The 25,813-nt window shown below is 42.6% G+C and carries 26 protein-coding genes and 1 other annotated feature; of the genes, 3 read left to right on the plus strand and 23 right to left on the minus strand.

The features are described from left to right. Positions 1 to 65: 65 nt before the first annotated feature. The 13 genes from trxA to zapA all read right to left on the minus strand — a co-directional run bounded on the left by trxA (position 66) and on the right by zapA (position 13,426). Positions 66 to 380: a thioredoxin gene (gene trxA, locus OIT90_RS08975; protein WP_007501629.1), complete on the minus strand. Its 315-nt coding sequence runs from the start codon at positions 378 to 380 to the stop codon at positions 66 to 68. A 246-nt stretch (positions 381 to 626) separates the two neighbouring features. Further along, positions 627 to 2,105, minus strand: coding sequence for an alpha-N-arabinofuranosidase (locus OIT90_RS08980; protein ID WP_268464408.1), 1,479 nt, complete (start codon positions 2,103 to 2,105; stop codon positions 627 to 629). Between the two features lie 75 nt (positions 2,106 to 2,180). Further along, positions 2,181 to 3,158 carry an electron transfer flavoprotein subunit alpha/FixB family protein gene (locus OIT90_RS08985; protein WP_144491333.1) on the minus strand — a complete coding sequence of 326 codons (978 nt, stop codon included), beginning with the start codon at positions 3,156 to 3,158 and terminating at the stop codon, positions 2,181 to 2,183. 43 nt (positions 3,159 to 3,201) lie between these two features. Continuing rightward, positions 3,202 to 3,975: an electron transfer flavoprotein subunit beta/FixA family protein gene (locus OIT90_RS08990; RefSeq protein WP_064497843.1), complete on the minus strand. Its 774-nt coding sequence runs from the start codon at positions 3,973 to 3,975 to the stop codon at positions 3,202 to 3,204. Between the two features lie 31 nt (positions 3,976 to 4,006). Then, the gene (locus OIT90_RS08995) at positions 4,007 to 4,786 is read right to left on the minus strand and encodes an enoyl-CoA hydratase (protein ID WP_024423220.1); all 780 of its coding nucleotides are present in this window, start codon (positions 4,784 to 4,786) and stop codon (positions 4,007 to 4,009) included. A gap of 26 nt (positions 4,787 to 4,812) precedes the next feature. Further along, the gene (locus OIT90_RS09000; protein WP_039180499.1) at positions 4,813 to 5,397 is read right to left on the minus strand and encodes a TetR/AcrR family transcriptional regulator; all 585 of its coding nucleotides are present in this window, start codon (positions 5,395 to 5,397) and stop codon (positions 4,813 to 4,815) included. Positions 5,398 to 5,565: 168 nt separating this feature from the next. After that, on the minus strand, positions 5,566 to 7,284 hold the full coding sequence (locus OIT90_RS09005) for an AMP-binding protein (RefSeq protein ID WP_144491332.1): 1,719 nt from the start codon (positions 7,282 to 7,284) through the stop codon (positions 5,566 to 5,568). A gap of 99 nt (positions 7,285 to 7,383) precedes the next feature. After that, complete coding sequence (locus OIT90_RS09010) at positions 7,384 to 7,839, minus strand: Imm63 family immunity protein (RefSeq protein WP_144490390.1); 456 nt, start codon at positions 7,837 to 7,839, stop codon at positions 7,384 to 7,386. 163 nt (positions 7,840 to 8,002) lie between these two features. Next, complete coding sequence (locus tag OIT90_RS09015) at positions 8,003 to 8,407, minus strand: DUF350 domain-containing protein (protein WP_008345990.1); 405 nt, start codon at positions 8,405 to 8,407, stop codon at positions 8,003 to 8,005. Between the two features lie 14 nt (positions 8,408 to 8,421). Continuing rightward, positions 8,422 to 10,779 (minus strand): endonuclease MutS2, encoded by a 2,358-nt coding sequence (locus tag OIT90_RS09020; protein ID WP_474892505.1) that lies wholly within the window; start codon positions 10,777 to 10,779, stop codon positions 8,422 to 8,424. Positions 10,780 to 10,800: 21 nt separating this feature from the next. After that, entirely contained in the window at positions 10,801 to 12,513 is a 1,713-nt protein-coding gene (gene polX, locus OIT90_RS09025; RefSeq protein WP_039180509.1) for a DNA polymerase/3'-5' exonuclease PolX, read from the minus strand. 114 nt (positions 12,514 to 12,627) lie between these two features. Then, entirely contained in the window at positions 12,628 to 13,161 is a 534-nt protein-coding gene (locus OIT90_RS09030; RefSeq protein WP_024423226.1) for a CvpA family protein, read from the minus strand. Positions 13,162 to 13,168: 7 nt separating this feature from the next. Next, complete coding sequence (zapA, locus tag OIT90_RS09035; RefSeq protein ID WP_012010831.1) at positions 13,169 to 13,426, minus strand: cell division protein ZapA; 258 nt, start codon at positions 13,424 to 13,426, stop codon at positions 13,169 to 13,171. Between the two features lie 134 nt (positions 13,427 to 13,560). Between zapA and rnhC the strand changes: the two genes are divergently transcribed. Continuing rightward, a complete protein-coding gene (gene rnhC, locus OIT90_RS09040) occupies positions 13,561 to 14,484 on the plus strand; it encodes a ribonuclease HIII (protein WP_080967160.1) in 924 nt (307 codons plus the stop codon). A 37-nt stretch (positions 14,485 to 14,521) separates the two neighbouring features. Here rnhC and pheT read toward each other — a convergent pair whose 3' ends face one another. The 3 genes from pheT to OIT90_RS09055 all read right to left on the minus strand — a co-directional run bounded on the left by pheT (position 14,522) and on the right by OIT90_RS09055 (position 19,111). Further along, on the minus strand, positions 14,522 to 16,936 hold the full coding sequence (gene pheT, locus OIT90_RS09045; RefSeq protein WP_474892464.1) for a phenylalanine--tRNA ligase subunit beta: 2,415 nt from the start codon (positions 16,934 to 16,936) through the stop codon (positions 14,522 to 14,524). 15 nt (positions 16,937 to 16,951) lie between these two features. Next, complete coding sequence (gene pheS / locus OIT90_RS09050) at positions 16,952 to 17,986, minus strand: phenylalanine--tRNA ligase subunit alpha (RefSeq protein WP_047202641.1); 1,035 nt, start codon at positions 17,984 to 17,986, stop codon at positions 16,952 to 16,954. A 381-nt stretch (positions 17,987 to 18,367) separates the two neighbouring features. Further along, a complete protein-coding gene (locus OIT90_RS09055) occupies positions 18,368 to 19,111 on the minus strand; it encodes a TrmH family RNA methyltransferase (protein ID WP_126681491.1) in 744 nt (247 codons plus the stop codon). Between the two features lie 113 nt (positions 19,112 to 19,224). On the opposite strand from OIT90_RS09055, the gene sspI reads away from it, so the two are divergent. Continuing rightward, a complete protein-coding gene (gene sspI, locus OIT90_RS09060; protein ID WP_024425725.1) occupies positions 19,225 to 19,446 on the plus strand; it encodes a small acid-soluble spore protein SspI in 222 nt (73 codons plus the stop codon). A gap of 42 nt (positions 19,447 to 19,488) precedes the next feature. On the opposite strand, the gene cstA is transcribed toward sspI, so the two are convergent. Together cstA and OIT90_RS09070 are read right to left on the minus strand one after the other, a co-directional pair. Continuing rightward, entirely contained in the window at positions 19,489 to 21,285 is a 1,797-nt protein-coding gene (gene cstA / locus OIT90_RS09065) for a carbon starvation protein CstA (protein ID WP_039180524.1), read from the minus strand. Positions 21,286 to 21,631: 346 nt separating this feature from the next. Next, complete coding sequence (locus tag OIT90_RS09070; protein ID WP_064497840.1) at positions 21,632 to 22,720, minus strand: M42 family metallopeptidase; 1,089 nt, start codon at positions 22,718 to 22,720, stop codon at positions 21,632 to 21,634. 179 nt (positions 22,721 to 22,899) lie between these two features. Here OIT90_RS09070 and OIT90_RS09075 point away from each other — a divergent pair, with 179 nt between their 5' ends. Next, positions 22,900 to 23,304 carry a hypothetical protein gene (locus tag OIT90_RS09075; RefSeq protein ID WP_024426127.1) on the plus strand — a complete coding sequence of 135 codons (405 nt, stop codon included), beginning with the start codon at positions 22,900 to 22,902 and terminating at the stop codon, positions 23,302 to 23,304. 17 nt (positions 23,305 to 23,321) lie between these two features. Here the strand turns inward: OIT90_RS09075 and OIT90_RS09080 are convergent, their stop codons facing one another. The 5 genes from OIT90_RS09080 to lrgB form a co-directional block, all read right to left on the minus strand. Then, positions 23,322 to 23,588, minus strand: coding sequence for a DUF1294 domain-containing protein (locus tag OIT90_RS09080; protein WP_039180532.1), 267 nt, complete (start codon positions 23,586 to 23,588; stop codon positions 23,322 to 23,324). Positions 23,589 to 23,651: 63 nt separating this feature from the next. Next, positions 23,652 to 24,011: a 50S ribosomal protein L20 gene (gene rplT / locus OIT90_RS09085; RefSeq protein ID WP_007501659.1), complete on the minus strand. Its 360-nt coding sequence runs from the start codon at positions 24,009 to 24,011 to the stop codon at positions 23,652 to 23,654. A gap of 31 nt (positions 24,012 to 24,042) precedes the next feature. After that, entirely contained in the window at positions 24,043 to 24,243 is a 201-nt protein-coding gene (gene rpmI / locus OIT90_RS09090; RefSeq protein ID WP_003216324.1) for a 50S ribosomal protein L35, read from the minus strand. A 24-nt stretch (positions 24,244 to 24,267) separates the two neighbouring features. After that, a complete protein-coding gene (infC, locus tag OIT90_RS09095) occupies positions 24,268 to 24,783 on the minus strand; it encodes a translation initiation factor IF-3 (RefSeq protein ID WP_024425720.1) in 516 nt (171 codons plus the stop codon). Between the two features lie 71 nt (positions 24,784 to 24,854). Then, positions 24,855 to 24,986, minus strand: a sequence feature (ribosomal protein L20 leader region). Positions 24,987 to 25,114: 128 nt separating this feature from the next. After that, complete coding sequence (gene lrgB / locus OIT90_RS09100) at positions 25,115 to 25,810, minus strand: antiholin-like protein LrgB (protein WP_024425719.1); 696 nt, start codon at positions 25,808 to 25,810, stop codon at positions 25,115 to 25,117. Between the last annotated feature and the right edge of the window lie 3 nt (positions 25,811 to 25,813).

Raw genomic sequence — 25,813 nt, forward strand, 5'->3', positions numbered from 1 at the left:
AGAAAAGCGGCTCTCGTCTTTACGAGAACCGCTTCAATGATTATGCCGCTTGGACATAGATCGGTTTATAGATGTTTGTTGACAAGTTCAGCAAGTGCTTCTTTTGGTTTGAAACCAACAGAAGTTTCTACAACTTCACCGTCTTTTAAAACAAGAAGTGTTGGGATACTCATAACGCCGTATTTACCAGCAGTTTCTTGGTTATCGTCTACATCAATTTTTACAATTTTCATTTTGTCGCCCATTTCTTGATCAAGTTCTTCAAGAACTGGAGCAATCATTTTACAAGGTCCACACCATGGTGCCCAAAAGTCTGCAAGAACAACACCTTCTGCAGTTTCTTGTGAAAATGTTGCGTCAGTAGCTTTTACGATTGCCATTATTCATTCCTCCAATGTAAATTATGCTTTTTAGTATAGCATCTACCAATGTGACTTGCGAATGAAATGCTTACGAATCATTTTTTAGGAAATGAATTAAAAAACAAACCGTATAATCGCACCAATAACAACAATCGCACCGATGATCATTAGAATGGTTCTAAGCATATGACATGACACCCTTTCCGCTTCATTTACAATGTATGATGCCCCAACATTCTTCTCACCAAACATCGAAATATGCAATCAAGTGAGGTCGACAGTTATCATGACCACTGACATTGGCGGCAGCTCTACCGTTAATTCCCCGGGATTTACAGTCATTTGCTGAAAGTCTTTTGGCTGAACAGAATGAGGATCATCAAATGTATTATGCGCATTCATGCGATCAGCCGTCAGCACACGTCCAGTGACTTTCGTTTGTACATCAACCCCTTCAATGGCAAGGGATACCTCTTTTTGTTCATGCGGATTCAGGTGACAGTAGCTAATATGCATCTTACTTGATGAACGCGAGGCTGACACACTAACCTGAGGAATTTTTTCACCTCTCCGTTCATACGGCGGTGAAACGAACTCCACTTCAAGCGCTTCTTCCTCTTGATGCACTTGAAACATGTGAAACACATGATACGTAGGCGTCAGAAGCATCTTTTCGTCCTTTGTTAATACCATCGCTTGCAACACATTGACCGTCTGAGCAATATTTGCCATATGAATCCGCTCGCAATGGCGATGAAAAATATGAAAATGGAGGGCGGACACAAGGGCATCTCTTAGTGTGTTTTGCTGATATAAAAACCCAGGATTTGTCCCTGGCTCTGGGTCATACCATGTCCCCCATTCATCAATAATCATCCCAATTCGCTTGTCTGGGTCATAACGATCCATGATTTCTCCATGGTCCTCGACAAGCCGTTCCATCTCATAGGCTTTTTTCAGCGTGATAAACCATTCATCCTCATCAAATTCAGTCGCTGACCCTTTCTTCTCCCATGTACCAGGTACAGTGTAATAATGTAAACTGAGCCCATCCATCCACGGTGCAGCCCGCTCCATCAATACTTTCGTCCAATTCACGTCATTAGAGTTCGCGCCGCAGGCGATTTTATAAATACGCTGCCCGGCAAATTCTCTTACGTACGTTTGATAGCGTTTATATAAATCTGCATAGTATTCAGGCGTCATATTCCCGCCGCAGCCCCAGCTTTCATTGCCTACACCAACATAGGTCAGCTGCCAAGGTTCTTGTTTTCCATTTTGAATGCGCCAGTCGGACATAGGTGTCCCTTTTGGAAATGTCATGTATTCGACCCAATCGGCTAATTCTTGAACAGACCCGCTTCCCACATTGCCGCAAATGTATGGCTCACATTCAAGCAGCTCACACAATGCCATGAATTCATGCGTACCAAATGCATTGGATTCAACTGTACCACCCCAATGGGTATTGACCATCGGCTTTCGTTCACTGAGATCACCTACACCATTTGCCCAGTGATACTCGTCTGCGAAACAGCCCCCCGGCCACCTCAGCACCGGAATATGTAATGCTTGAAGCGCCTTCAGCACATCGGTACGAATCCCGTCAATATGGTCAATCTCTGAGTCTTTTCCTACCCAAATCCCGTCATAAATCCCTCTTCCTAAATGCTCTTGAAAGTGCCCATAAATGTGTTTAGAAATGCGTCCGATCACGTCATTGACTTTTACTGTCCCCTTCACTTGTCAACCGCTCCTTTTCTTCTTGATTACATACAAAAAAACCCAGAATACCTAAGCATTCTGAGTGTATGAGCGTTACGAGTGGATATTCATCTTTTTTAACTCTTCATTTAAAAGCGGTACCACTTCAAACAAGTCACCGACGATTCCGTAATCGGCGATTTTGAAGATTTCTGCTTCTGGGTCTTTGTTGATAGCTACAATGACTTTACTGTTAGACATTCCCGCTAAATGCTGAATCGCTCCTGATATCCCGCATGCAATATAAAGGTCGGGTGTGACGACTTTTCCCGTTTGACCAATTTGCAGGGCATAATCACAATAGTCAGCGTCACAAGCTCCGCGCGAGGCTCCGACTGCTGCCCCGAGCGTCTCAGCGAGTTCATTCAGCGGTTCAAAGCCTTCCTTGCTCTTAACCCCGCGCCCTCCGGCAACAATGACCTTTGCTTCCGATAAATCTACACCTTCTGACGTTTTTTTAATGACTTCCTTCACGATCGTCCGAAGGTTTTGAATATCGACTGAAACTGGTGTGACTTCTCCGCCTCGTGACGTATCCCGCTCAAATGGCGCCACGTTGTTTGGCCGGATGGTCGCTAGTAACAGGCGGTCTGTGGAAATGACTTTTTCGAAGGCTTTTCCAGAGTAAATCGGTCTAGTGAAAACAAGATGTTCGCCGGTAACGCTTACATCGATCGCATCTGAAATCAAGCCAGTCTGGAGACGTGCGGCTATTTTCGGTGACAAGTCTTTTCCAATAGACGTATGGCCAAAGAGCACAGCATCTGGATCGACCTGATCTAATATGGCTTGAAGCGCCTGCGCAAAACCATCTGACGTATAATATGAAAGGTGCGGATGCTCCACAATCATGACATGATCCGCTCCATAGTAAAGCAGTTCATCCGCTAGGCCTTTGACGTCATCCCCTATTAACACGCCAATGACCTCACCACCATCTGCCACTTTGTGAGCGGCAGCAATGGCTTCAAATGTCACATTTCTTAATTTACCGTCACGACTTTCTCCAAGTACAACAACTTTTTTACTCATCTTCAAGCTCCCCCTTGTTCTCGTGATATCGTAAAGTGGATGTTTAGATGACTTTTGCTTCATTTCTGAGTAGATCTGTCAGTTCTTTGACTTGATCCTGAAGCTCGCCGCTCAGCACCTTGCCACCCTCTTTTTTCTCCGGTAAGTAACGTTCAATTGTTTTGATTTTATATGGTACATCGTCTTCGTCCAGATCTAAATCATCAAGTTCCAATTCTTCTAAAGGCTTTTTCTTTGCCTTCATAATGCCTGGTAAGGATGGATAGCGAGGCTCATTGAGTCCTTGCTGAGCTGTGACGACTAGCGGGAGTTCGGTAGAAATGACTTCCACATCACCCTCTGCATCTCGTTCAATCGATGCAGAGCCGCCGTCAATTTGAATACTTGTTATCGTTGTCACATATGAAAAGCCGAGTAATTCAGCAAGACGCGGAGCTACCTGTCCAGAGCCGCCGTCAATTGCTACATTCCCTGCTAAGATCAAGGAAGCTTCTTTGTCTTTTAAATAGTGATAAAGAATGGTAGAAGCTGAATATTGGTCCCACTCTTCTAAATCATCTTCCACGTTTAATAAGACGGCCCTGTCACAGCCCATTGCAAGCGCTGTTCTAAGCTGTTTCTCCGCATCTTCACCGCCAACTGTCACAACGGTCACTTCTCCCCCGTGCTCATCACGAAGCTGAATGGCTTCTTCAATGGCATACTCGTCATAAGGATTAATAATGAACTCTGCTCCATCTTCTTGAATTGCACCAGACTGAATAGAAATTTTCTCTTCCGTGTCAAACGTACGCTTCATCAAAACAAATATATTCATTTATTTCTCCCCCTTGTGTCGTGCTTATCCCTTATTCCCCTTTAAAGTTCGGTTTGCGCTTTTCGATAAAGGCCTGGATGCCTTCTTTGGCGTCATTTGATTGGAAAACCTCACCAAACTTTTTGGCTTCCAGCTTCATTCCGCCGTCATACGAATACAGTTTTGTTGCGTTCAATAAATCAAGCACATATTCAAGTGATTTTGGGCTTTTCGCTGCAAATTTCCCCGCAAGTGTTTTGGCCGCTGTGAGCGCTTCTTCCTCTGTTTCTGCCAGCTTTGTAACAAGTCCGCAGGCAAATGCTTCTTCACCTGTAATCGGTTCAGCTGTTCCCATCATTTCAAGCGCTTTAGCAGAACCAACGTAGCGCGGGAGGCGCTGCGTGCCACCGAATCCTGGAATAATGCCGAGGTTTAGTTCTGGAAGTCCAAGCTTCGCATCTTTTGTTGCGATTCGGATATCACAAGACATGGCAAGCTCAAGGCCTCCGCCTAATGCTGCTCCGTGAATCGAGGCAATGACTGGTTTTGGACATTGTTCAATCCGTTCAAAAACTTGCTGTCCTCTATCTGCGAGGCTTGCATAATCAGACTCTTCCTGTAAAGTGGTAAATTCTTTAATATCAGCACCTGCTGAGAAGAATCTGCCTTCTCCGTGAATCACAATCGCTCTTACTTCTTCATTCTGTTCCAGCTCATCGAACATGTCATTAAGCTCAGTGAGCAGCTGAGAGGATAAGGCATTTGCAGGTGGGTTCTGAATCGTGATGAGCGCTGTCTGTCCTTCATGATGTAAGCTGAGTATCTTTTCCATGTCAATCATCCTTTTTCACATTGTCTTTAGGATTGATGTATTCCGCTTAACAGCAGATCATGTACATTTTCTGCGAGTGCAGGCAGATCATACTTTTGATCATTCATGACCCATGTTGTTGCGGTTTCATCAATCGTCCCAAATACCATTTGTCTCGCTAAGCGGACATCTAAATTTTGTCTGAATTCTCCTGTTTTCTTTCCTTCTGTTAAAATTGACTCGAGCATATTTAAATACCCTTTTAGCACTTCATTGATTTTTTGCCGCAGCTCAAGGTTTGACTGCCTGAGTTCAAGCTGTGTCACAAGAGCCAAATGATGATTTTGCGCCAGCATGCGAAAATGCTCCTCAATCAACAGTAGAAGCTTTTCTTTGGCAGACGGCTTCTTTTGAATATCTGTTTCCATCCGTTCGATGAATTGTCCCATTTTTTCTTTGAACAATGAGATGAGAATATCCTCTTTATTTTTGAAATAAAGATAAATGGTTCCGTCTGCGACCCCTGCTTGTTTCGCAATCTTTGAAACTTGTGATTGATGATAGCCATTCTCTGCAATCACCACAACTGCTGCATCAATAATTTGCATGTACTTCGGTCTTTTCTGCTTCAATGTGCTTCGTCCCTTTCTAAATTGAATGAGCATTCATTCATAACTTTATGTTAAAAAGAAACGGGTGATTTGTCAAGAGATCTTCTTCTTTCTTTTCAACCTTTATCATACCAGAGCAGGCTGTTATCATTCAAATCATCCGGCCGCTCGACCGGATGATAAAGGTCGTTATTTCTTTAACTGATCAACAGCTGTTTCAGATGATGAAGCGTGCTTTCTTTTTTCTTCTTCAATTAAAACTCTGCGCAAAATTTTTCCGACGGCCGTTTTAGGCAGTGACTCTTTAAATTCATACACGCGCGGTACTTTAAATGAAGCAATTCTCGTTCTCACAAAGCGATCGAGTTCATCCTCTGTTAAATAAGCATCCTTTTTCGGCACAACAAATGCTTTTACTGTTTCTCCTCTATAAGGGTCTGGTATACCTGCGACAACAACTTCTTGGACAAGCTCATGCTCATAAAGGGCTTCTTCGACCTCTCTTGGGTAAATATTATAACCGCTCGCAATAATGACATCCTTTTTCCGGTCAACGATATAGAAAAAACCGTCCTCATCCATATACCCAATATCTCCGGTGAAAAACCATCCATCCCTTAATACAGCTGCTGTCTCCTCTGGCTGATTCCAATATCCTTTCATAACCTGCGGTCCTTTGACGATAATTTCTCCGTGCTCATATGGCTCTTTGAGGCCACCCGTTTCCTCACAATAAATACCTGCGTCTGTACCAGGCCACGGACAGCCAATGCTGCCTGTTTTGTTCGCTCCCCATAAAAAGTTAGAATGGGTCACTGGTGAGGTTTCGGATAGACCATACCCCTCCACTAAACGCCCTCCTGTTAATTTCTCAAAGTTCTGTTTGACTTCAACAGGAAGAGCCGCCGAGCCGCTTAAACATGCAGTGATGGACGACAGGTCATACTTTTCAATGTTCGGATGATGCAGCAAGGCGATATACATGGTTGGTGCACCTGGAAAGAGTGTCGGTTTCTGTTTTTCAATCGTTTTGAGGGTATCAGCTGCGTCAAATCGAGGAAGGAGAATCATTGAATGCCCTTCTTTGACAGCAAGATTTAATACGGTCGTCATTCCGTATACATGAAAAAACGGAATAATGCCGAGGATTCGTTCTTTTCCTCTTGTCGTTTTATACATCCAAGAAGCGCACATTTCAGTATTCGCTAAAATGTTTTCATGCGTCAGCATGACCCCTTTTGGTAAACCGGTCGTTCCACCTGTATATTGCAAAACAGCGACATCCTCTTTCGGTTCAAAGGCAAGCTGCGGGATTTGTTCTCCTGATGATTCTTTTATGATTTGTGAGAAGTGATGAATGGTATCACTTTTCTCGACTTGGATGACTATTTTATTTTTTCTTTTTTGAACGATAGGAAACAGAATGTTTTTTGGAAATGGTAAATAATCCTGTAGTTTGGTGATGATCAAGTGTTCCATACTTGTCAGCGCTTTCATTTTATAGGCCTTTGGATACAATAAATCCAATGTAATCAGCACTTTGGAGCCGCTGTCCTCCATTTGATATGCCAATTCTTTCTCCGTATAAAGCGGGTTCGTTTGAACGACGATGCCGCCTGCAATTAAAACAGCATAATAAGAAATGACCGATTGAGGACAGTTTGGCAGCATAATCGCTACTCTGTCGCCTTTTTTCACGCCAATTTCCATCAGATGACCAGCTAGTTTCAATGCGTCTTCTTGGAGCTGCTCATAGGTGATGTTTTTTCCTAGAAAATGAATGGCTGTATGCTCAGGTGCAGCCTCTGCGGAGCTGAATAAGTAAGATTGTAACGTCTCATTTGGGATGGTGAGTTCGTGGGGAATTTGATTCGGGTAATGCAGAAGCCAACGTTTATCTGACTGCATAAAAACCCTCCTTCCTGAACTTTCGTACTATTTTATTATAGCAAACTTTTCCTTAAGGCAGTTTGCTTTTTTCAAATAGAGCTTGGTTCCATGACCTCTTTATTTCTTCGCTGGTGTTTCGATCGATGCTCTTTTTCCTTCATGATGCCACTGTTCATATAATCCACCGATTGCACGGAATGACTCATTTACTCTCTCCACGATCTGTTGATGGATACTCGGATCATTAGGTAAATGCGTCTGGATGTTGTCGACTTGATACTGCCTCATCATGTCGATGTAGACTGTGAGAAAAATCGTGTCTTCTAAAATCCAGTAAATGACTTCATCCGCCTCTTCTGTTCTTTTGTGCAGCATTTGGATTCCTCGTTCATATTGAATGAGAATATAGCCGCTCGGATCGATTTGAACATAAGGACTCAAATCATCAAAAAATCCAGTCGTTTGAAATGGGCGTGCAATATACGGTTCATATATGTCTCTTGGCAGGGATGTCATTTGGAGACATGTATCAATGCGCTTTATGATTTCGTCTTTTTGCAGAATTTGCTTCATGTGATTTCGCCGCCTTCGGGTGAGATAAAAGCTGCCAAGGGACCCCTGACAGCTTTCTCACTTTGTCTTCTTCATTTCACAGGAACATGTAAACGGCACCAATGACCGCAAAAGTGCAGGCAACTACGATTAATACTTTTGCTAGCTTTTCCATGTCGTCTCCTTAAATGCCGGCTGCTACTACGTAAGACAGCCCAACTGAAATAATGAGTGAAATAAACCCGACCGCTCTATTATCATTCTCAATCTCTTTGTCTACTTTAAATCGTGGTGTTAAAAATTCAAAAATGAAATAGCTGACAAGCAGCATCACAAAGCCGTATACGCCCCATCCAATCATTTGCAGAAGGGAATTGTGCTGTGCAATAGAATGCTGAAACACATTCGCAATCCCAAAGATCTTTCCACCTGTTGCCATGGCAACAGCTAAGTTCCCCCGCTGAATCTCTTCCCAGTTTTTATAGGAGGTGACGAGTTCAAAAATGGTTAGAAATAAGACAAGACATAGAACGGCCACGCTGTAATAGGCGGCAATTTCCACAAGTTCATTTTCCCAAAAGGCTTTCATGCGTTTTCTCCTTTTTACTTTAATTCGACGATGGTAACGCCTGATCCTCCCTCGCCTTGTTCCCCAAAACGAGCATTTTTCACATTTCGGTGCTGTTTCAGTAATTCCTGAACCCCTTTTCTAAGGGCGCCAGTTCCTTTTCCGTGAATGATCGACACACGCGGATAACCAGCTAAGACAGCATCATCTAAATATTTCTCGACTCTGCTTAAGGCATTTTCATAACGCTCTCCCCTTAAGTCGAGCTCAAGCGATACATGATAGTCTTTTCCTTTGACTGCCGTAATGGCTTTCTCCTGCTTAAATTCAGGTGCTGATTTGATAAATTCCATGTCTTTTTCTTTTACTTTCATTTTCAGAATGCCCATTTGGACACTCCATTCTTTGTCACCTGTTTGTTCAAGCAGCGTTCCTTTTTGCCCGAAGGTGAGCACTTTCACTTCGTCGCCTGATTTTAGCTGTCTTGCTGCTTTTTTCACCGGCTCTGGCTTTTTCTTCTGGTCAAACTCAGGCACTGCATCTTCAAGACGCTTTCTCGCATCGATGAGTTCATGCTCTTTGAATGAGCGATGCTCATTTTTTATCGAACGAAGCTCTTGAATGATGTCTTCTGCTTCTTTTGAGGCTTGTTCAATTTTTTCTGCCGCTTTTTGTTCAGCTTCTTCAAGCAGTTTGTCCTTTTGTTCATTCCATTCAAGAATTTGTCTCTGCAATTCTTTATGAAGCTTTTCTGCTTCTTTTCTATAGACTTCTGTCTCATGCAGCTCTTCTTCCGCTTGTTTCTTGCTGTCTTCTAATGAAGCAATCATTTGGTCTACTTCATTATGCTCAGCATGCATATCCGCTTTTGCCCGGTCAATGAGGTGATCTGGCAAACCAAGACGTTTAGAAATTTCAAATGCATTACTTCGTCCAGGTACACCGATGAGCAATCGGTACGTTGGTGATAAGGTTTCAATGTCAAACTCCACGCTCGCATTTGTGACACCTTCTCGGTTATATCCGTAAGCCTTCAGCTCAGGATAGTGAGTTGTTGCGATGACGCGTGCATTTGTTTGATGCACCTCGTCTAAGATACTCATGGCCAGCGCGGCACCTTCAGCAGGGTCTGTTCCTGCCCCTAATTCATCAAATAACACGAGTGAGTTAGATGTCAAATTCTTTAAGATATCCACAATATTGACCATATGAGATGAGAACGTACTCAAGCTTTGCTCAATGGACTGTTCATCTCCAATATCAGCAAAGACTTGGTCGAATACAGCTACTTCCGAGCCTTCTTCAACTGGAATATGAAGGCCTGCCTGCGTCATCAGCGTCAAAAGACCAAGCGTTTTTAAAGTAACGGTCTTACCCCCTGTATTTGGACCAGTAATGACGATGGTTGAAAAATCTTTACCGAGCTCAATGTCGTTTGCCACAACCTGATCACGAGGCAATAAAGGATGTCTTGCCCGTTTTAAATAAATCTCCCCTTGATCGTTCACAGCAGGCTTTGTGGCTTTTTCTGCCTTTGCATACTTGGCTTTAGCAAAAATAAAATCTAGCGTTTGAAGCTCCTTTACATTGTGAAGCAGTTCTTCAATGTGTTCTGACACGCTCGCTGTCAGCATTTGCAGGATCTTTTCGACCTCTTGTTTTTCTTTTAAACGGGTTTGCTGCAAAGTGTTATTTAAATCCACGACCACTTGCGGCTCGATAAAAAGGGTTGCCCCAGATGATGACTGATCGTGAACAATTCCGCCGTAATTCGAGCGGTACTCCTGCTTTACCGGAATCACAAACCGGTCATTACGAATGGTAACAATCGTGTCTGACAGCATTTTTGAAGCAGATTGTGAACGAATCATGGATTCTAATTTATCTCGAACTTTTGATTCTAATGAACGTAATTGCGTACGTATTGTTCGTAGCGCCGGAGTTGCATGATCAAGCACTTCTCCATTATCACCGATACAGCTTTCGATTTCTTTTCTGACTTCGGGCAGTAATATCAGCGTCTCTGCATATGTATGAAGGCGTGGTATATCTACACCATCTTCATACAGGGACGTGAGAAAGTGCTTCATATTTTTCGCAGTGTATAATAGCGCTGCAATTTCCATGAGCTCAGATGGGCTTAATGTACTGCCGATTTCTGCCCGTTTGACCCCGCGTCTAATATCCGTTAGCCCGCCAAATGGCGCAGATCCCTTTAAACGGATGACATCCTGTGCTTCTGCTACCTCTTCCAGCAAATGCTGAATGGTTTCGATATCCGTCAGCGGAGTTAAATCCTGCGCTCTTTCTTTTCCTAATGAGGATGCGGTATAGGACATGACTTTTTCTTTTACTTTATGAAATTCTAATGATGCTAACACTTTTTGTTGCAGCATGGTCCAGCCTCCTAACGACTACCTGTCACGCGTTAAAAACTTTTTGATCTCGTTTAGAGAAAAAGTATTCACGACATTTGCTTTTGGTGTCCAGCCTTTTCTTGCAGCTGTTACACCAACTTCCATATGATCCAGCATGGTGATATTGTGCGCATCTGTATTGATCATGATGTTCACACCTGCTTCGTTTGCTTTCATTAAATGCTCTGTTTTCAAATCAAGTCTTGACGGGTTGCTGTTGAGCTCTAGTGCAGTTCCCGTTTTCTTCGCAAGCTCTATGAGCTGATCTATATTTAAGGCATAGCCGTCTCGTCTGCCGATCAAACGGCCTGTTGGATGTGCAATTAAATCTACATGCTGATTCCGCAGGGCATTTTCAAGGCGCTCCATGATGACTTCCTCCGGCTGAGAAAAGCTAGAATGGATAGACGCAATCACAAAATCCATGTCTGCTAAAAAGTCATCATCATAATCTAATGATCCATCCGGGAGAATATCCATTTCGACCCCTTTGAAAATGTGAAAATGCTCGAATTCTTGATTGAGCTTGTCAATTTCTTTTGCTTGCAGACGTAAACGTTCTTTTGTTAAACCGTTTGCTACTTTTAAATATTGCGAGTGATCTGTAATCGCCATGTATTCATAGCCTTTTGCGATACATGCCTCTGCCATTTCACGAATAGAAAATGCGCCGTCACTCCAAGTTGAGTGCATATGAAGGTCGCCTTTAATATCTTTTAGCTCGACAAATTGCATACTTTCTTTATACGTATCAATCTCCGCTCCGGTTTCACGAATTTCTGGCGGAATGAGCGGAAGTTGAAAATGCGCATAAAAAGCGGCCTCGTCTTCGAACGTTTTTACTTCTCCAGTTTCAATTGTTTCCACACCATATTCACTAATACGCTCTCCGCGTTCCTTCGCCAGCTGACGCATTCGAATATTGTGGTCTTTTGAGCCAGTGAAATGATGCAGCGTTGTTGCAAATTGGTCTGTTGTCACAAGCCGGAAATCTACACTGATCTCAAAATCAAGGGCAAGAATGACAGATACCTTCGTATCACCGCTTGCGATGACGTCTTTGACATCTTGAAGTGCAACGAGCTGCTCTCTGACTTGTTCAGGATTGTCAGTCGCGATGATATAATCTAAATCTTTGACTGTTTCCCGTGCACGTCTTAAACTGCCAGCTCTTGAAAAACGAAGAATCCCCTTCATCTGTTCAAGCGCATGATCAATCCGCTCTGCCACATCTAATGCAAAGCCAATTGGCAGTCGTTCTGGCTGTTTTCCAGCCTCCTCAAGAGCGGCGAGTATCTTTTCTTCGGTTTTTTTACCGAAGCCTGCAAGCGCTTGTACTTTTTCCGCTTCGCATGCTTCTTTTAATGATTGTGCATCATGGACACCAAGCTCTTGGTAAAGCTTAGCAATCTTCTTCCCGCCAAGTCCTTGCAATTTTAAGAGCGGAACAAGTCCTTCAGGCACTTCCTTTTTTAATTGTTCGAGTGTTTCTGATTGTCCTTTTTCGATATACTCTGTGATCACAGCAAAGGTTCCTTTTCCAATGCCGGGTAATGCTAATAGATCATCTATTTGCGAAAGGCTGCGGTCGTCTTGTTCCAGTGCCGCCGCTGCTTTACGAAAGGCAGAAATTTTAAAAGGGTTATCTCCTTTTAGCTCCATATATACTGCAATTGTTTCAAGAAGTTTGATAATATCTTTTTTATTCATCTCTCATCCTCCAGCCGCTTTGGCATCTTCCTATATAAATATACAAACTTTCCCTTCATCCTACAACTTTCTGTCATGGAATGAGAAAAAACTTCTCCAGGAAAGGAGAAGTTTTTAAACTCCATACGTCGACCATAGGTCTTTGACAAGACCGGACAGGTAAGGGGTGTTGTTTACGATCACATCTGCTAACATTGATTTGCTCATCATTGTCTGCAGTGCATCTACTGGTAGTAATGCAGCGACAAACAATAGAATAAACACAAATAAATAGGTTTCAAGAAATCCTAAAACACCGCCAAGCAGTTTGTTCACCTGTTTAATCACAGGTATACTTGCAATGGTTGTGAGCAATCCGCCAATGATGGCGAGCAGGATTTTGGTCAAGATAAACAGAATGATAAACGCAATGGTATTATAATAAGCTGTTTCTAGATTTCCACTAAAGAAAGCAAGCTGCGGTTGACCGCCGCTAAAATTAGGTGCTGGAATCCACGTAAGCTGTGGTGCAAGTGACTGATAAAACATGGAAGCCACTAAGATAGAAACAACAAAGCTGATCAATTTAATAAATTGAAGAATAAACCCGCGTTTTAGACCGACAAGCGTTCCCATAAGAAGCAAAAACAAAATGATGATATCGATCACGGTAATTTCATTCCTTTTCTTTTAGCTGAATCTCTAATTTTTCGTATTGCTCTTTTAATTTCAAGTAGTCGTGGACGACATTGACTGCTGTCAGTACAGCTAATTTGTTTATATCAAGGTATGGATTTTTTTCGTTTATTTCTCTCATTTTATCATCAACAATTGACGCAACATGTCGCATATGCATCTTCGTTTCTTGTCCGATGATCGTATAGGACTGTCCGTAAATCTCAACTGTTGTTTTCGTTTTACCGCCGTCAGACAACGTTTCTCCTCCATTCCACGAGAATCCTAGTCTCTATCATAACATGTTTAGACATTGAATGGAAAGACGAGCCCTTCCCTGTTATGGTACACTTTAGAAATCAATGATATCAAGGTAAAAAGGAGTTATCCACTGTGCCCCAATCCGTTTTAAAAGCAACATCAGAAGACCTCAAAAAGATGAAGAGCGCGTATGCGCACCATTTAACAGACACTTTGCCGCCAGGTGCCCTCTTTCAAGCAAAAGTCCCTGGCTGTACGATTACAGCCTATCGATCTGGGAAAGTGCTCTTTCAAGGACAAAAGGCAGAAGCTGAAGCCAGTCAGTTCAGCCACTTGCAAGCAGCTGATACGAAAAGTCAAAAAGCACCTGCTGTTACAAAATACAGTCCGCCGCCCGGCATCGCTTCCATGTCGGTCATCGGTTCAGATGAAGTAGGTACAGGTGATTATTTTGGACCGATCACAGTCTGTGCGGCCTATGTTGATGCCAGCCAGCTTGCTTTAATGAAAGAGCTTGGCGTAAAAGACTCAAAAGGATTAAAGGACCCGCAAATTATCAACATTGCCAAGGATCTCATCAAAACCATTCCGTTCAGCCTTCTCGTCCTCCGAAATGAAAAGTACAATACGATGCAGGAAAAGGGCATGAGTCAAGGAAAAATGAAGGCACTGCTTCATAATCAAGTCATCACCTCTGTGCTAGAAAAACTGGGCGGACAGCAGCCTGAGGCTATTTTGATTGACCAGTTTGCAGAACCAGGCATTTATTTCAGGCATCTGGCTGGGAAAAAAATCATTCGGGAGCGGACGTATTTTAGTACAAAAGCAGAAGGCATCCATTTGTCAGTCGCTGCGGCTTCCATTATCGCAAGGTACGCCTTTTTAATTGAAATGGACAAATTATCAAAGGCTGCAGGCTTTGACATCCCAAAAGGAGCCGGCCCTCATGTAGACAAGGCCGCCGCCAAGCTCATCAAGCTGCATGGTGAAGATGCTTTACGTCAATTTACAAAGCTGCATTTTGCCAACACACAAAAAGCGAAAAAAATGCTATAAAAAAAGCTAGGGCCCATGAGGCCTTAGCTTTTTTTCTTTAACCGCGTAAGATGGCTTGATACGTATCTTCTAGTGCTTTCAATACTTTTGTATGAACAGCTGTGACTTCTTCCTCAGTCAACGTTTGTTCAGGGTTTAAATATTGAAGAGAGAATGCAACAGATTTTTTGCCTTCTTCCATATGTTCCCCTTCGTACACATCAAATACAGAGAGGTCTGTGAGTAGATGACCACCTGCTTCATAGATGACTCGCTCCAGCTGTCCGCTTGAGATATGCTGATCGACAACAAGTGCGATATCTCTTGTCACAGCAGGGAATCTCGGAATCGCTGTATATTTCATATCCTTCGTTTCAGATGTCATCACATCTGTTAAATCAAACTCGAACACATACGTTTCTTTTAAATCCAATTCTTTTTCAACAACTGGATGCAGTGCGGCAACAAAGCCAATGACTTTACCATTTAAGTGAACATCTGCTGTTCGACCTGGGTGAAGACCGTCACGCTCTGCTTGAACATATGTGATTTGGTCTGACACACCAAGCTTTTCGAACAATCCTTCAGCAATTCCTTTCGCTACATAAAAATCGACGGCTTTTTTCTCACCCTGCCAAAGATTTTTATGCCATAAGCCTGTCAGCGTACCAGCGACATGTTCTTTTTCCACTGGTTTTGCTCCTTCAGCTTCTGCTAAGAAAACAGATCCCGTTTCATAAAATCCAAATGAATCAGCTTGTCTTGCCAAGTTATATGCTACAGAATCAAGTAAGTTTGGCAAAAGACTTTGTCTCAGCACACTGCGTTCCTCACTCATTGGCAGAGAAAGCCTCGTTTCATAAGCTGGATGCAAGGCAAAAGCTGTGGACTTATGCTGATTCGTCAATGAATACGTAATCGCTTGAGAAAGTCCTGCGCCCTCTAAGAAACGTCTTACCTTTCTGCGCTTCACTTGGTATGGCGTGAGACCGCCAACCGTGCCAGCTGTCGCAGGCAGTGTAGATGGAATATTATCGTAGCCATATAATCTTGCGACTTCTTCAATGAGGTCTTCTTCAATCGTAATATCCATTCTGCGGGAAGGAACTGTTACGACAAGAACATCATTTGATTCGCCCACTGTGAAGCCTAGTTTGTTGAAAATCTGAATCATATCTTCTTTTGAAATGTTCATTCCAAGCACCTTGTTCACACGCTCAGTTGATACGTGGATGACATTCATACTTGCTTCAAGATGATTTTCCTCAACTGTACCGCTTAGCACTTCACCGCCTGCATACATGCTGATCAATTGAGCTGCTCTTTCTGCTGCCGGCTTCGTACGCTGCGGATCGAGTCCTTTTTCAAATCGTGTGCTTGATTCACTGCGAAGTCCTAAGTCTCTAGATGCTTGACGGACTGTTTGACCGTTGAAATATGCCGCTTCTAAAAGAATCGTCGTCGTCTCATCACGCACCTCTGATTCAAAGCCGCCCATGACGCCTGCTACCGCGTGCGCTTTCGTTCCATTCGTAATGACAAGATGCTTTGATGATAATGTACGCTCTTGTTCATCGAGTGTTTGAATGATTTCGCTATTAGTGGCTTTACGAACGACCACCTGTTTTGAACCAAAGCGGTCATAATCAAAGGCATGAAGCGGCTGGCCGTATTCAAGCAGTACAAAATTTGTAATATCCACGACGTTGTTAATTGGACGAATGCCTGCATTCATCAGTCTTGTTTGCATCCAAAGCGGTGCTGGTCCAACTTTTACATTTTTAATGATCTTTGCTGCATAAAGTGGATTCGCTTCTTGATCCTCAATTTTTACAGAAATATAGTCTGCTGCTTTTTCGGAAGAAGTGTCATGTGCTGTATCAGGAAGCTTGATGTCTCTTCCTAAAATGGCCGCAACCTCATAAGCGACACCTAGCATATTCAGGGCATCGGCACGGTTTGGTGTTAAGCCAAGCTCAAGTACTGCATCATCTAATTGAAGTGCTTGAAGGGCATCATCCCCTGGTTTCACGTCATTCGGGAAAACAAAGATGCCTTCTGCATATTCTTTTGGTACGAGCTTGCTCTCTACGCCTAATTCTTGCAGAGAACAAATCATGCCATGAGACTCTTCACCGCGCAGTTTTGCTTTTTTAATTTTGAAGTTGCCAGGAAGGACTGCCCCAACTGTTGCGACGGCCACATGCTGTCCTTTCTCCACATTCGGAGCCCCGCAAATAATTTGCACCGGTGCGTCTTCGCCGATATCAACAAGACATTTGTTTAATTTATCTGCATTCGGATGCTGTTCACGTTCAATGACGTGTCCAACGACAACCCCTTTGATGCCTTCACCTTTATATTCAACGGCTTCCACTTCAATTCCGCTTCTTGTGATTTTTTCTGCTAATTCATCTGGCTCGATGCCTTCTAAATCGACATAGTCTTCTAACCATTTATATGAAACAAACATGTTGATTTCCTCCTCTTAGTCCTGCTTGAATTGCTTTGTGAATCTAATGTCATTTGTGTAGAAATGGCGAATATCATCAATGCCGTATTTCAGCATCGCAATCCGTTCCACACCCATTCCAAAAGCAAAGCCTTGGTAAGTTTCTGGATCAAATCCACTCATTTTCAGGACATTCGGATGAACCATTCCTGCACCTAAAATCTCGATCCAGCCTGTTCCTTTACATACAGAGCAGCCCTTCCCGCCGCATTTAAAGCAAGACACATCAACTTCAACAGACGGTTCTGTGAATGGGAAAAAGCTTGGACGCAGTCTAATTTCACGATCTTCTCCAAACATTTTTCTTGCGACTGTCTCCAGCGTTCCTTTTAGATCACTCATGCTAATATTGTGATCGACGACAAGCCCTTCAATTTGCATAAATTGATGTGAATGAGTCGCGTCATCACTGTCACGTCTATATACTTTCCCAGGACAGATGATCTTCACAGGACCTTGTCCTTTATATTTCTCAAGTGTACGTGCTTGAACTGGTGATGTTTGTGTTCTCATCAGTGTATCTTCCGTAATATAGAAGCTGTCCTGCATATCACGTGCCGGATGCTCCTTTGGAAGATTCAATGCTTCAAAGTTATAGTAATCCGTTTCCACTTCAGGACCTTCCTCAACGGTATAGCCCATTCCGATAAATAAATCTTCAATGTCTTCGACAACTATCGTTAATGGATGTCTTGCCCCTATTTTGATTGGACTTGCCGGCAAAGTAACATCGATCGTTTGAGAAGCAAGTTTTTTCTTTACTTCTTCTGCTTCAAGCTGTTCATTTTTTTCAGCAATGGCACCAGCAATCTGCTCTCTTACTTCGTTTGCGAGTGCACCCATTTTTGGTCTTTCTTCCGCGGAGAGCTTGCCCATTCCGCGAAGTACTTCTGTAATCGGTCCTTTTTTCCCTAAATATTGAACCCGAATGTCATTGACCTCTTTGAGCGAGCTAGCTGCTTCAACCTTCGCTATCGCCTCTGTTTCAAGCTGTTTTAACGTTTCTTGCATGAGTGTAATCCTCCTTTTGATATACAAAACCGCTCGGATAAACGGCTGTTTGATCGTTTGAAGACAATAAAAAAACCCGTCCCTCCATAAAAGAAGGGACGAGTTGTGGTCGCGGTACCACCCTTGTTAAGCACAAATGCATGTGCGAATAAGCTTCATTGACATAACGGAATCAAACGAATCCGGTTCACCTTTACGCAAAGCAACGCCTGCGGTCCCGGTGACAACTCCAGAGGTGAATTCCTGTTTCAGCTTTCCTTAAATGCACTTTCAGTCTACGATGCATTCTCCCTATAAGGCCGCTTCTTGAAACAATCTTCCTCTATCATGGTTTTTAAAATATTAGTTTTATTATAGTGAAAATGAACGCATGTTGCAACATTATCCACGCAAATGATAGACAAGAACAGCTGCTGCAACAGCTACATTTAATGATTCTGCCTGCCCATACATTGGTACATATAAATTTTGGTCTGTCATTTGCAGAATCTCTGGATCAATACCAGCTCCTTCATTTCCAACAATTAAAGCAAATGGGCCTTCTGCCGTTACGCTTTTATACTCTTTCGCATCTTTTAAAGCACTGCCGTATACAGGTAAGCCTCGTTCTTTCAGTTCCATGATTGCCTGTTGAAGGGATTGCTTTAAGATAGGCAGGTGGAAATGAGACCCTTGTGCGGAACGGAGCGTTTTTCCGTTAAACGCATCAACGGTTCCTTCTCCTAAGATCACAGCATCAAGACCAGCGGCATCTGCTGTTCGAATGAGTGTGCCTAAATTCCCCGGATCCTGCACTGCGTCTAATAAAAGAAGCCGTTCAACCTTCTTTTCTTCAAAAACAGGAACTGTACAGACAGCGGCAATGTGCTGAGGCGTTTCTGTTTCTGTCATGGCAGAAAAGGCCTCTTCGCTCAGTTCATAAAGCTCAATGTCAGGCTGGATATGAGGAGGAAGCCTATCGGGCGAGGTGACCATTAATTCCTTCACGATCCCGCTCTTTAATGCTTCTTCGACTAAGTGTATTCCCTCAACGAGAAACAGCCCCGTTTTCGTTCTTTCTTTTTTCGTATGGAGCTTTTTCCACTGTTTAATGTTTGTGTTTTTAGCTGATTCTATATATTTCAAGCGACGTTAACTCCTTTAATTATCATGAATTTATTATATCTCATGCACACTACATAATAAACCTGTCTTTGAGACAGAATAGGGCTATTACCATCAAAAAAGGAGTGTGGGCAATGGATTTTAATTTAAGAGGCGCAGTCATTCAAAACATTACTGGCCATAATCAAGAGCAGCTTGAACATACGATTTTAGATGCTATTCAAAGCGGCGAGGAAAAAATGCTGCCAGGTCTTGGTGTGTTGTTTGAGGTGCTATGGCAAGAAGCATCAGAAAACGAAAAAAATGAGATCCTTGAAACATTAGAGCAAGGCTTAAAGCCTCAGCAGCAGCAATAAAAGAAGCCGGTTTGCTTATAAAAGCAAGCCGGCCTTTTTCATTTAGCCAGTGATAGGCGTTTCCATTCGAAGCGCTGGATCACGCCAGATTTCAACCCATTTTTTAATTGCAAACACAATAATCACAAACCCTAAGATCAGCATGATGATCGAAAGCACCGCATTCAGCACACTATAGCCGGATGCTTCAGGATTGAGATATACATTCGCTACCATCCAATAGCCTGCATAATTCACCGTCACATATAAGTAAGCAAGCGGAATTAAACAAGTCAGCATATAACGTCTTTTATCTGCAATTTTTAATACAACCGTTGCCCCGATGATCAATCCAACCGAAGCCATTAACTGGTTTGAAACCCCAAACAGCGCCCAAATAGACCCGATGTCACCTGAGTAAAGTAAGTATCCCCACATAAAACAAGCAAGCGCACTTGCAAACACCGAACCAGGTACCCAGTCAGTTCGTTTAAGCGGTTTATATGCTTCACCTAAGAAGTCTTGAATCAAATAGCGTGCCACACGTGTACCCGCATCAATAGCCGTTAAAATAAAAACAGCCTCAAACATAATGACGAACTGGAAGAAGTAAGAAGCCAAATGACTAAAGAACGGAATTCCCGTAAAAATATACGCCATCCCTACCGCTAATGTTACGGCACCACCCGTTCTTCCTTCTAAATCAAGGCCGATTTCCTTACTTAGCTGCGGAAGGTTTTCAACGCTCATACCAAGTGTCCGGAACACTTCTGGCGTACTGTTTATCGCAAAATAATCTCCTGGATGCAGGGCCGTAGCCGCAATTAAAGCCATAATCCCAACTAAGCATTCGACCAGCATTGCGCCAAACGCAACAGGCTTCATATCACTCCAGCGGTCCAGCATCTTAGGTGTTGTCCCTGAACCAACAAATGCGTGGAAACCAGAAATAGCACCGCAAGCAATGGTAATCGAAATAAATGGCCAGACAGGACCAGCTAATACAGGTCCTCCTCCGTTCACAAACTCTGTAAACGCCGGGAATTGAATGGACGGATTCACCACAAAGATGCCGGCAATCAGCGCAATGAATACACCAATTTTCATAAAACTACTTAAATAGTCCCTCGGTGCAAGCAGCAGCCAAACTGGCAGAGCCGCAGCAAAAAAGGCATAGATCGGCAGGGCAAGAGCAAGCGTTTTTGTATCAAGTGTTAAAAAATCACCTAGTGCCGTTCCTTGAATATTTGGACCAAGGAATACACCAAACATCAGCAAAATAAATCCCGCAGATGTCGCCAGCTTTAAATTGCCTGTTTTTTTATAATACAGACCAACCCCCATCGCAATCGGAATCGTAATTCCAACTGCAAATGTCCCCCAAGGGTTTCGTTCAAGAGCATGAAGCACAACCATAGACAAACCTGCCATTGTGATTGTAATAATAAACAGCATCGCAAGCCCTGTACAAAAACCAGCAACAGGTCCCAGCTCTTCCTTCGCTACCTCTGATAATGATTTCCCCTTTTTACGCATCGACGCAAATAAGACGACTAGATCATGTACAGCTCCACCTATGACGGCACCAATTAAAAGCCAAAGGAGACCAGGTAAATACCCAAATTGAGCGGCTAATATCGGACCCACTAACGGACCAGCAGCTGCAATCGCAGCAAAGTGATGCCCAAATGTGACCCATTTGTTTGTCGGCACATAATCTTTCCCGTCCTCTAGTAGGTGAGCCGGTGTAGGATGATCATCTGTCACCTTTAATACCTTGACCATCATAAATGTGCCATAAAGACGATAGGCAATCGCTAAAATACACATAGATCCTATTACAATTGTAACCGCATTCATTTAACCATCCCCTTTGTATAAACAATTTGTTACAAATATAACATAAATTGATTGATTTTTCTTTCTTTTAAAACCAAGTTGACAAATAAGAATAATGTGTTTATTCTTAAGGTAGCTTCACCTACTTCCATAAACTCTCTTTTGGCAGGGCATTCTATGGCTCTGTCCTTTTTATTGCTTTCATCTTACAAAAATAAACGCTTGATCACATGTGCCTTATTCACTAGGAAATGTTCTCTTCTTTTGCCAAAAACAGTTCTTTTGGTGCATCTTAAAAAAACACCGTTCATTTCCTGGGAAATTCAATAAAAAAAGCCTTTCCCCTGCTGAGGAAAGGCTTCCTTACTTATGAACCGTACGTAATTTGTTCGACGGTTTTTTGATCAAGTCTTTTGATCACTTCTGTTAAAAGCTTCACTGCATTTTCATAATCATCTCGGTGAATCATTGCAGCATGGGTATGAATATATCTGCTCGGAATCCCGATAGATAGTGATGGAACACCATGCCCCGTTAAATGAATACCGCCAGCATCTGTCCCGCCGCCAGGCATTGAGTCATATTGATAAGGAATGTTCAGCTCATCCGCTGTTTGGACAACAAAATCACGAAGTCCTTTATGAGAGACCATTGAAGCATCAAATACAACAATCGTTGGGCCTTTGCCAAGTTTGCTTGTTGCTTCTTTCTCAGTGATGCCTGGTGTATCTCCTGCCACACCTACATCAATGGCAAATCCAATATCAGGCTGAATCGTAGCCGCTGCTGTTTTAGCTCCGCGCAGGCCTACTTCCTCTTGGACAGTTGCGACGCTGTAAGCAATATTCTCATGCTCAGCATTGTGTAAGTTTTTCATAACATCAATGGCCACCGCACAGCCAATGCGGTTGTCCCATGCTTTTGCAAGGAGCATTTTTTCATCATTCATGACTGTAAACTCAAAGTAAGGAACGATTTGATCTCCAGGCAGTACGCCCCACTCCATTGCCTGTTCTTTGCTTGACGCCCCAATATCAATAAACATATCCGTAATCTCAATTGACTTTTTGCGAGCTTCAGGTGACAAGACGTGTGGTGGTTTAGAACCAATGACCCCTGTAATCTCTCCCTTTTTCGTTACAATGGTGACACGCTGAGCGAGCATGACCTGTGACCACCAGCCGCCGACTGTTTGAAAACGAATGTAGCCTTTGTCATCAATTTTTGTCACCATGAACCCTACTTCATCTAAGTGACCTGCGAGCATAATTTTAGGCCCGTTTGCGTTTCCTTCCTTTTTAGCAATCAAGCTGCCAAGGCGGTCTGTAGAGACTTCATCTGCATATGATTCTATGTATGTCTGCATGACTTTTTTGACATCACGTTCATTTCCTGGGATCCCTTTTGCATCCGTTAGGTCTTTCAGCATAGTTAATGTTTGATCTAGCTTTGTCATTCCATTTATCCTCCTTTATCTTCATGGTGCATTCTTATTATACAAAACCTCTTTCGTTCAATACGATCTTTTTATGAATATTTTTTCGTTTTACGAAATATTTTTTTAAAAAAAGTTGAAACCTTTTGGCGTTTTCATTCGTAGTACATCAGATAACGGTATTGGAGGTGCATCCTGTCATGTTTGTAATCCTCATGAGACTAGCTCTTGTTGCACTGCTTGTCTACATCTTCTACATGGCGGTAAAATTCTTCTCAAATCCGAGAAGAAAGCTGAAACAAGCACAATTAAAAGAAGGCTTTTATTTTATGGACGAACAGCAAAACGCGCGCAAAAACTTTAATTTCGTCTATAAAGGTGTCTTGTTTGAAGGGGAGAAGCATGTTCCTTCTAAGGATCATCCTCTGTTTGTCCACTCCATTTACGTTTGGACGGAGTCACCTGAGAAGCTGAGTGAATTTACATTAGAAGACTTTGAAAAACTAGAGGAAAACATTATCGAGCGTTATCCTCAAACCAAAATTGATTGGGATCAGCCCATTAAAAAAATCAAACAAAAAAAAGGAGCAGACACGCCGTCCTGATGGCGTCTGCTCCTTTTTCAAGTAACTTGGATATAGCCCAATAGAATCAACTGCAAAATCATTAATACAGGCATGCCGATTTGAAAGGCAGGATGCTTTGTTTTATGCCGGAAATACTGCATTCCCAGATACGATCCAGCGGCGCCAAAAAGCACCGCAGCACTCCATAAATGCGCCTCTGAAATTCTCCATTTATGTGCTTTGGCTCGGCGTTTGTCCTCACCCATGAGAAAAAAGCCGTAGCCATTCACTAAAATAAGCAGCAGGATCAAAGCCATATTCATTCATTTCACCTCACATGATGAGAAAAAAAGATCACCCCTCAAAGGAATGATCTTTTATAAAACTTACTTGTCTAGTTGTGCTTTTGCAGCATCAGCAAGCTGATTGAATGCATTTAGGTCATTCACAGCAAGGTCAGCAAGCATTTTGCGGTTTACTTCGATACCAGAAAGCTTTAAGCCATGCATTAAACGGCTGTAAGAAAGACCGTTCATACGAGCTGCAGCGTTGATACGAGTGATCCATAGTTTACGGAAGTCACGTTTTTTCTGACGACGGTCACGGAAAGCGTAGTTTCCAGATTTCATCACCTGTTGGTTTGCTACTTTGTATAATCTATGTTTTGAACCGAAATAACCTTTTGCTAATTTAAGAACCTTTTTACGACGCTGACGCGACACAGTTCCGCCTTTTACTCTTGGCATTGTAATTCCCTCCTATGATTCCTATTCCAAATTACTTGATGTTTGCAAGTTGTTGTTTGATACGTTTGAAATCTCCAGCACTTACGATTGCGCTCTTACGCAATTTACGTTTTTGCTTTGTAGATTTGTTAGCGAACAAGTGACTTGTGTACGCATGAGAACGTTTAAGTTTACCAGAACCTGTTTTTTTGAAACGTTTAGCAGATCCGCGGTGAGTTTTCATTTTTGGCATTGGATGTTTCCTCCCTCTGTTACTTTACTTTTCGACTTTTGGTGCAAGCATGAGGAACATGCTGCGTCCGTCCATCTTAGGTTTTGTTTCTACTGTTGCTACTTCAGCGCAAGCTTCAGAGAAACGGTCTAACACGCGCTGTCCGATTTCTTTATGCGTAATCGCACGGCCTTTAAAGCGGATAGAAGCTTTCACTTTATCTCCCTTTTCAAGGAATTTGATTGCATTACGGAGCTTCGTGTTAAAATCATGTTCATCGATTGTCGGGCTCAACCGAACTTCTTTTAAGCTAATGATTTTTTGATTCTTACGTGCCTCTTTTTCCTTCTTCTGCTGTTCGAATCGGAACTTACCATAGTCCATGATTCGGCAAACAGGTGGTTTTGCATTTGCAGCAACTAACACAAGGTCAAGATTAGCTTTAGCAGCAATTTCCAGAGCTTCCTGGCGGGTTTTAATCCCCAGCTGATCGCCATTTTGTCCGATCAAACGAACTTCACGCGCACGAATACCTTCATTAACTAATTGATCTTTGCTAATAGTGAGCCACCTCCATGAGATTTTGAATTGAGTTCACAATTCATTTTGACCATTTCGTTGTATGTTTTACAGGCAAACAAAAAGTGTGGGCATATAAAACACCCACACTGCGAACATTTGCATGAAAAAATAAATGTACGGTCAACCTGTCAACTACAAACATGTGTCAATCAGGTGAGAAGCGGGTGCTTCTGCTTGTGATATCTATTCAATTCGTTAACTATTCTACACAATTTTCATTTGTCCGTCAAGTAACCGAACTCTTGAAACAACTTTTTCAGTGTAACACGATGAAACGAATTGGGCAAGACTTTTTCACACAATGACGCTATCAAAGAATCAATTGCATAAAGATTGGGATGACGATAACGGTCACAACACCTACGACCACAACGGCGATACTTGCCATAGCTGCTTCTACTTCTCCCATCTCAATTCCAACAGAAACTCCAAGTGCATGTCCTGATGTACCAAGTGCAAGACCTTTTGCCACTGGGTTTTTAATGCGGAACAATTTTAAGAAGAAGGCACCTAGTGCATAGACAATGACGGCATTAAATATGACCGCAAAGGCTGTGATATCTGCAATTCCGCCAATATCTTTTGCAATCGGGAGAGCAATCGCTGTTGTCGCTGCTTGTGGAAGCATGCTTTTCATCACAGCCGCATCTAAATGAATTCCTTTTGCTACGAGATATACGATCGTAATGGAACAAAGTGAACCTACAAAAATAGCGGATAAAATTTGCCACCAATATTTTTTAAGCAAGGCTCTTTGCTTATAAAGCGGGATAGCGAAAGCAATCGTGGCAGGCTCTAAGAAAAATTTGATAATCTTGCCGCCCTCATTATAATCTGCGTAGGAAAAACCGCCAACTTTCAAAAATAAAATGCCCAGTACCATCGCCACAAACAGCGGGGTGAACAAGAAGAAACCTTTTGATTTTTTAAATAAGAATGTCCCTATTCCAAAAGCGACTAATGAGACGACAATGCCAAAATAAGGACTCATTGTACTTGTACCCATTTT

The organism is Bacillus sp. ABR, assembly GCF_056172715.1.

Coding starts and splice junctions, on each gene's coding strand:
- OIT90_RS09070 (WP_064497840.1), bottom strand. CDS start 22,720: ATGACAAAGCTAGATCAAACATTAACTATGCTGAAAGACCTAACGGAT.
- OIT90_RS09010 (WP_144490390.1), bottom strand. CDS start 7,839: ATGAAGCAAATTCTGCAAAAAGACGAAATCATAAAGCGCATTGATACA.
- rplT (WP_007501659.1), bottom strand. CDS start 24,011: ATGCCAAGAGTAAAAGGCGGAACTGTGTCGCGTCAGCGTCGTAAAAAG.
- OIT90_RS09075 (WP_024426127.1), top strand. CDS start 22,900: ATGTTTGTAATCCTCATGAGACTAGCTCTTGTTGCACTGCTTGTCTAC.
- sspI (WP_024425725.1), top strand. CDS start 19,225: ATGGATTTTAATTTAAGAGGCGCAGTCATTCAAAACATTACTGGCCAT.
- rpmI (WP_003216324.1), bottom strand. CDS start 24,243: ATGCCAAAAATGAAAACTCACCGCGGATCTGCTAAACGTTTCAAAAAA.
- lrgB (WP_024425719.1), bottom strand. CDS start 25,810: ATGGGTACAAGTACAATGAGTCCTTATTTTGGCATTGTCGTCTCATTA.
- OIT90_RS09080 (WP_039180532.1), bottom strand. CDS start 23,588: ATGAATATGGCTTTGATCCTGCTGCTTATTTTAGTGAATGGCTACGGC.
- cstA (WP_039180524.1), bottom strand. CDS start 21,285: ATGAATGCGGTTACAATTGTAATAGGATCTATGTGTATTTTAGCGATT.
- polX (WP_039180509.1), bottom strand. CDS start 12,513: ATGAATAAAAAAGATATTATCAAACTTCTTGAAACAATTGCAGTATAT.
- OIT90_RS08995 (WP_024423220.1), bottom strand. CDS start 4,786: ATGGAAAAGATACTCAGCTTACATCATGAAGGACAGACAGCGCTCATC.
- pheT (WP_474892464.1), bottom strand. CDS start 16,936: ATGTTTGTTTCATATAAATGGTTAGAAGACTATGTCGATTTAGAAGGC.
- pheS (WP_047202641.1), bottom strand. CDS start 17,986: ATGCAAGAAACGTTAAAACAGCTTGAAACAGAGGCGATAGCGAAGGTT.
- OIT90_RS08985 (WP_144491333.1), bottom strand. CDS start 3,158: ATGAGTAAAAAAGTTGTTGTACTTGGAGAAAGTCGTGACGGTAAATTA.
- OIT90_RS09005 (WP_144491332.1), bottom strand. CDS start 7,284: ATGCAGTCAGATAAACGTTGGCTTCTGCATTACCCGAATCAAATTCCC.
- trxA (WP_007501629.1), bottom strand. CDS start 380: ATGGCAATCGTAAAAGCTACTGACGCAACATTTTCACAAGAAACTGCA.
- OIT90_RS09015 (WP_008345990.1), bottom strand. CDS start 8,407: ATGAAAGCCTTTTGGGAAAATGAACTTGTGGAAATTGCCGCCTATTAC.
- OIT90_RS08990 (WP_064497843.1), bottom strand. CDS start 3,975: ATGAATATATTTGTTTTGATGAAGCGTACGTTTGACACGGAAGAGAAA.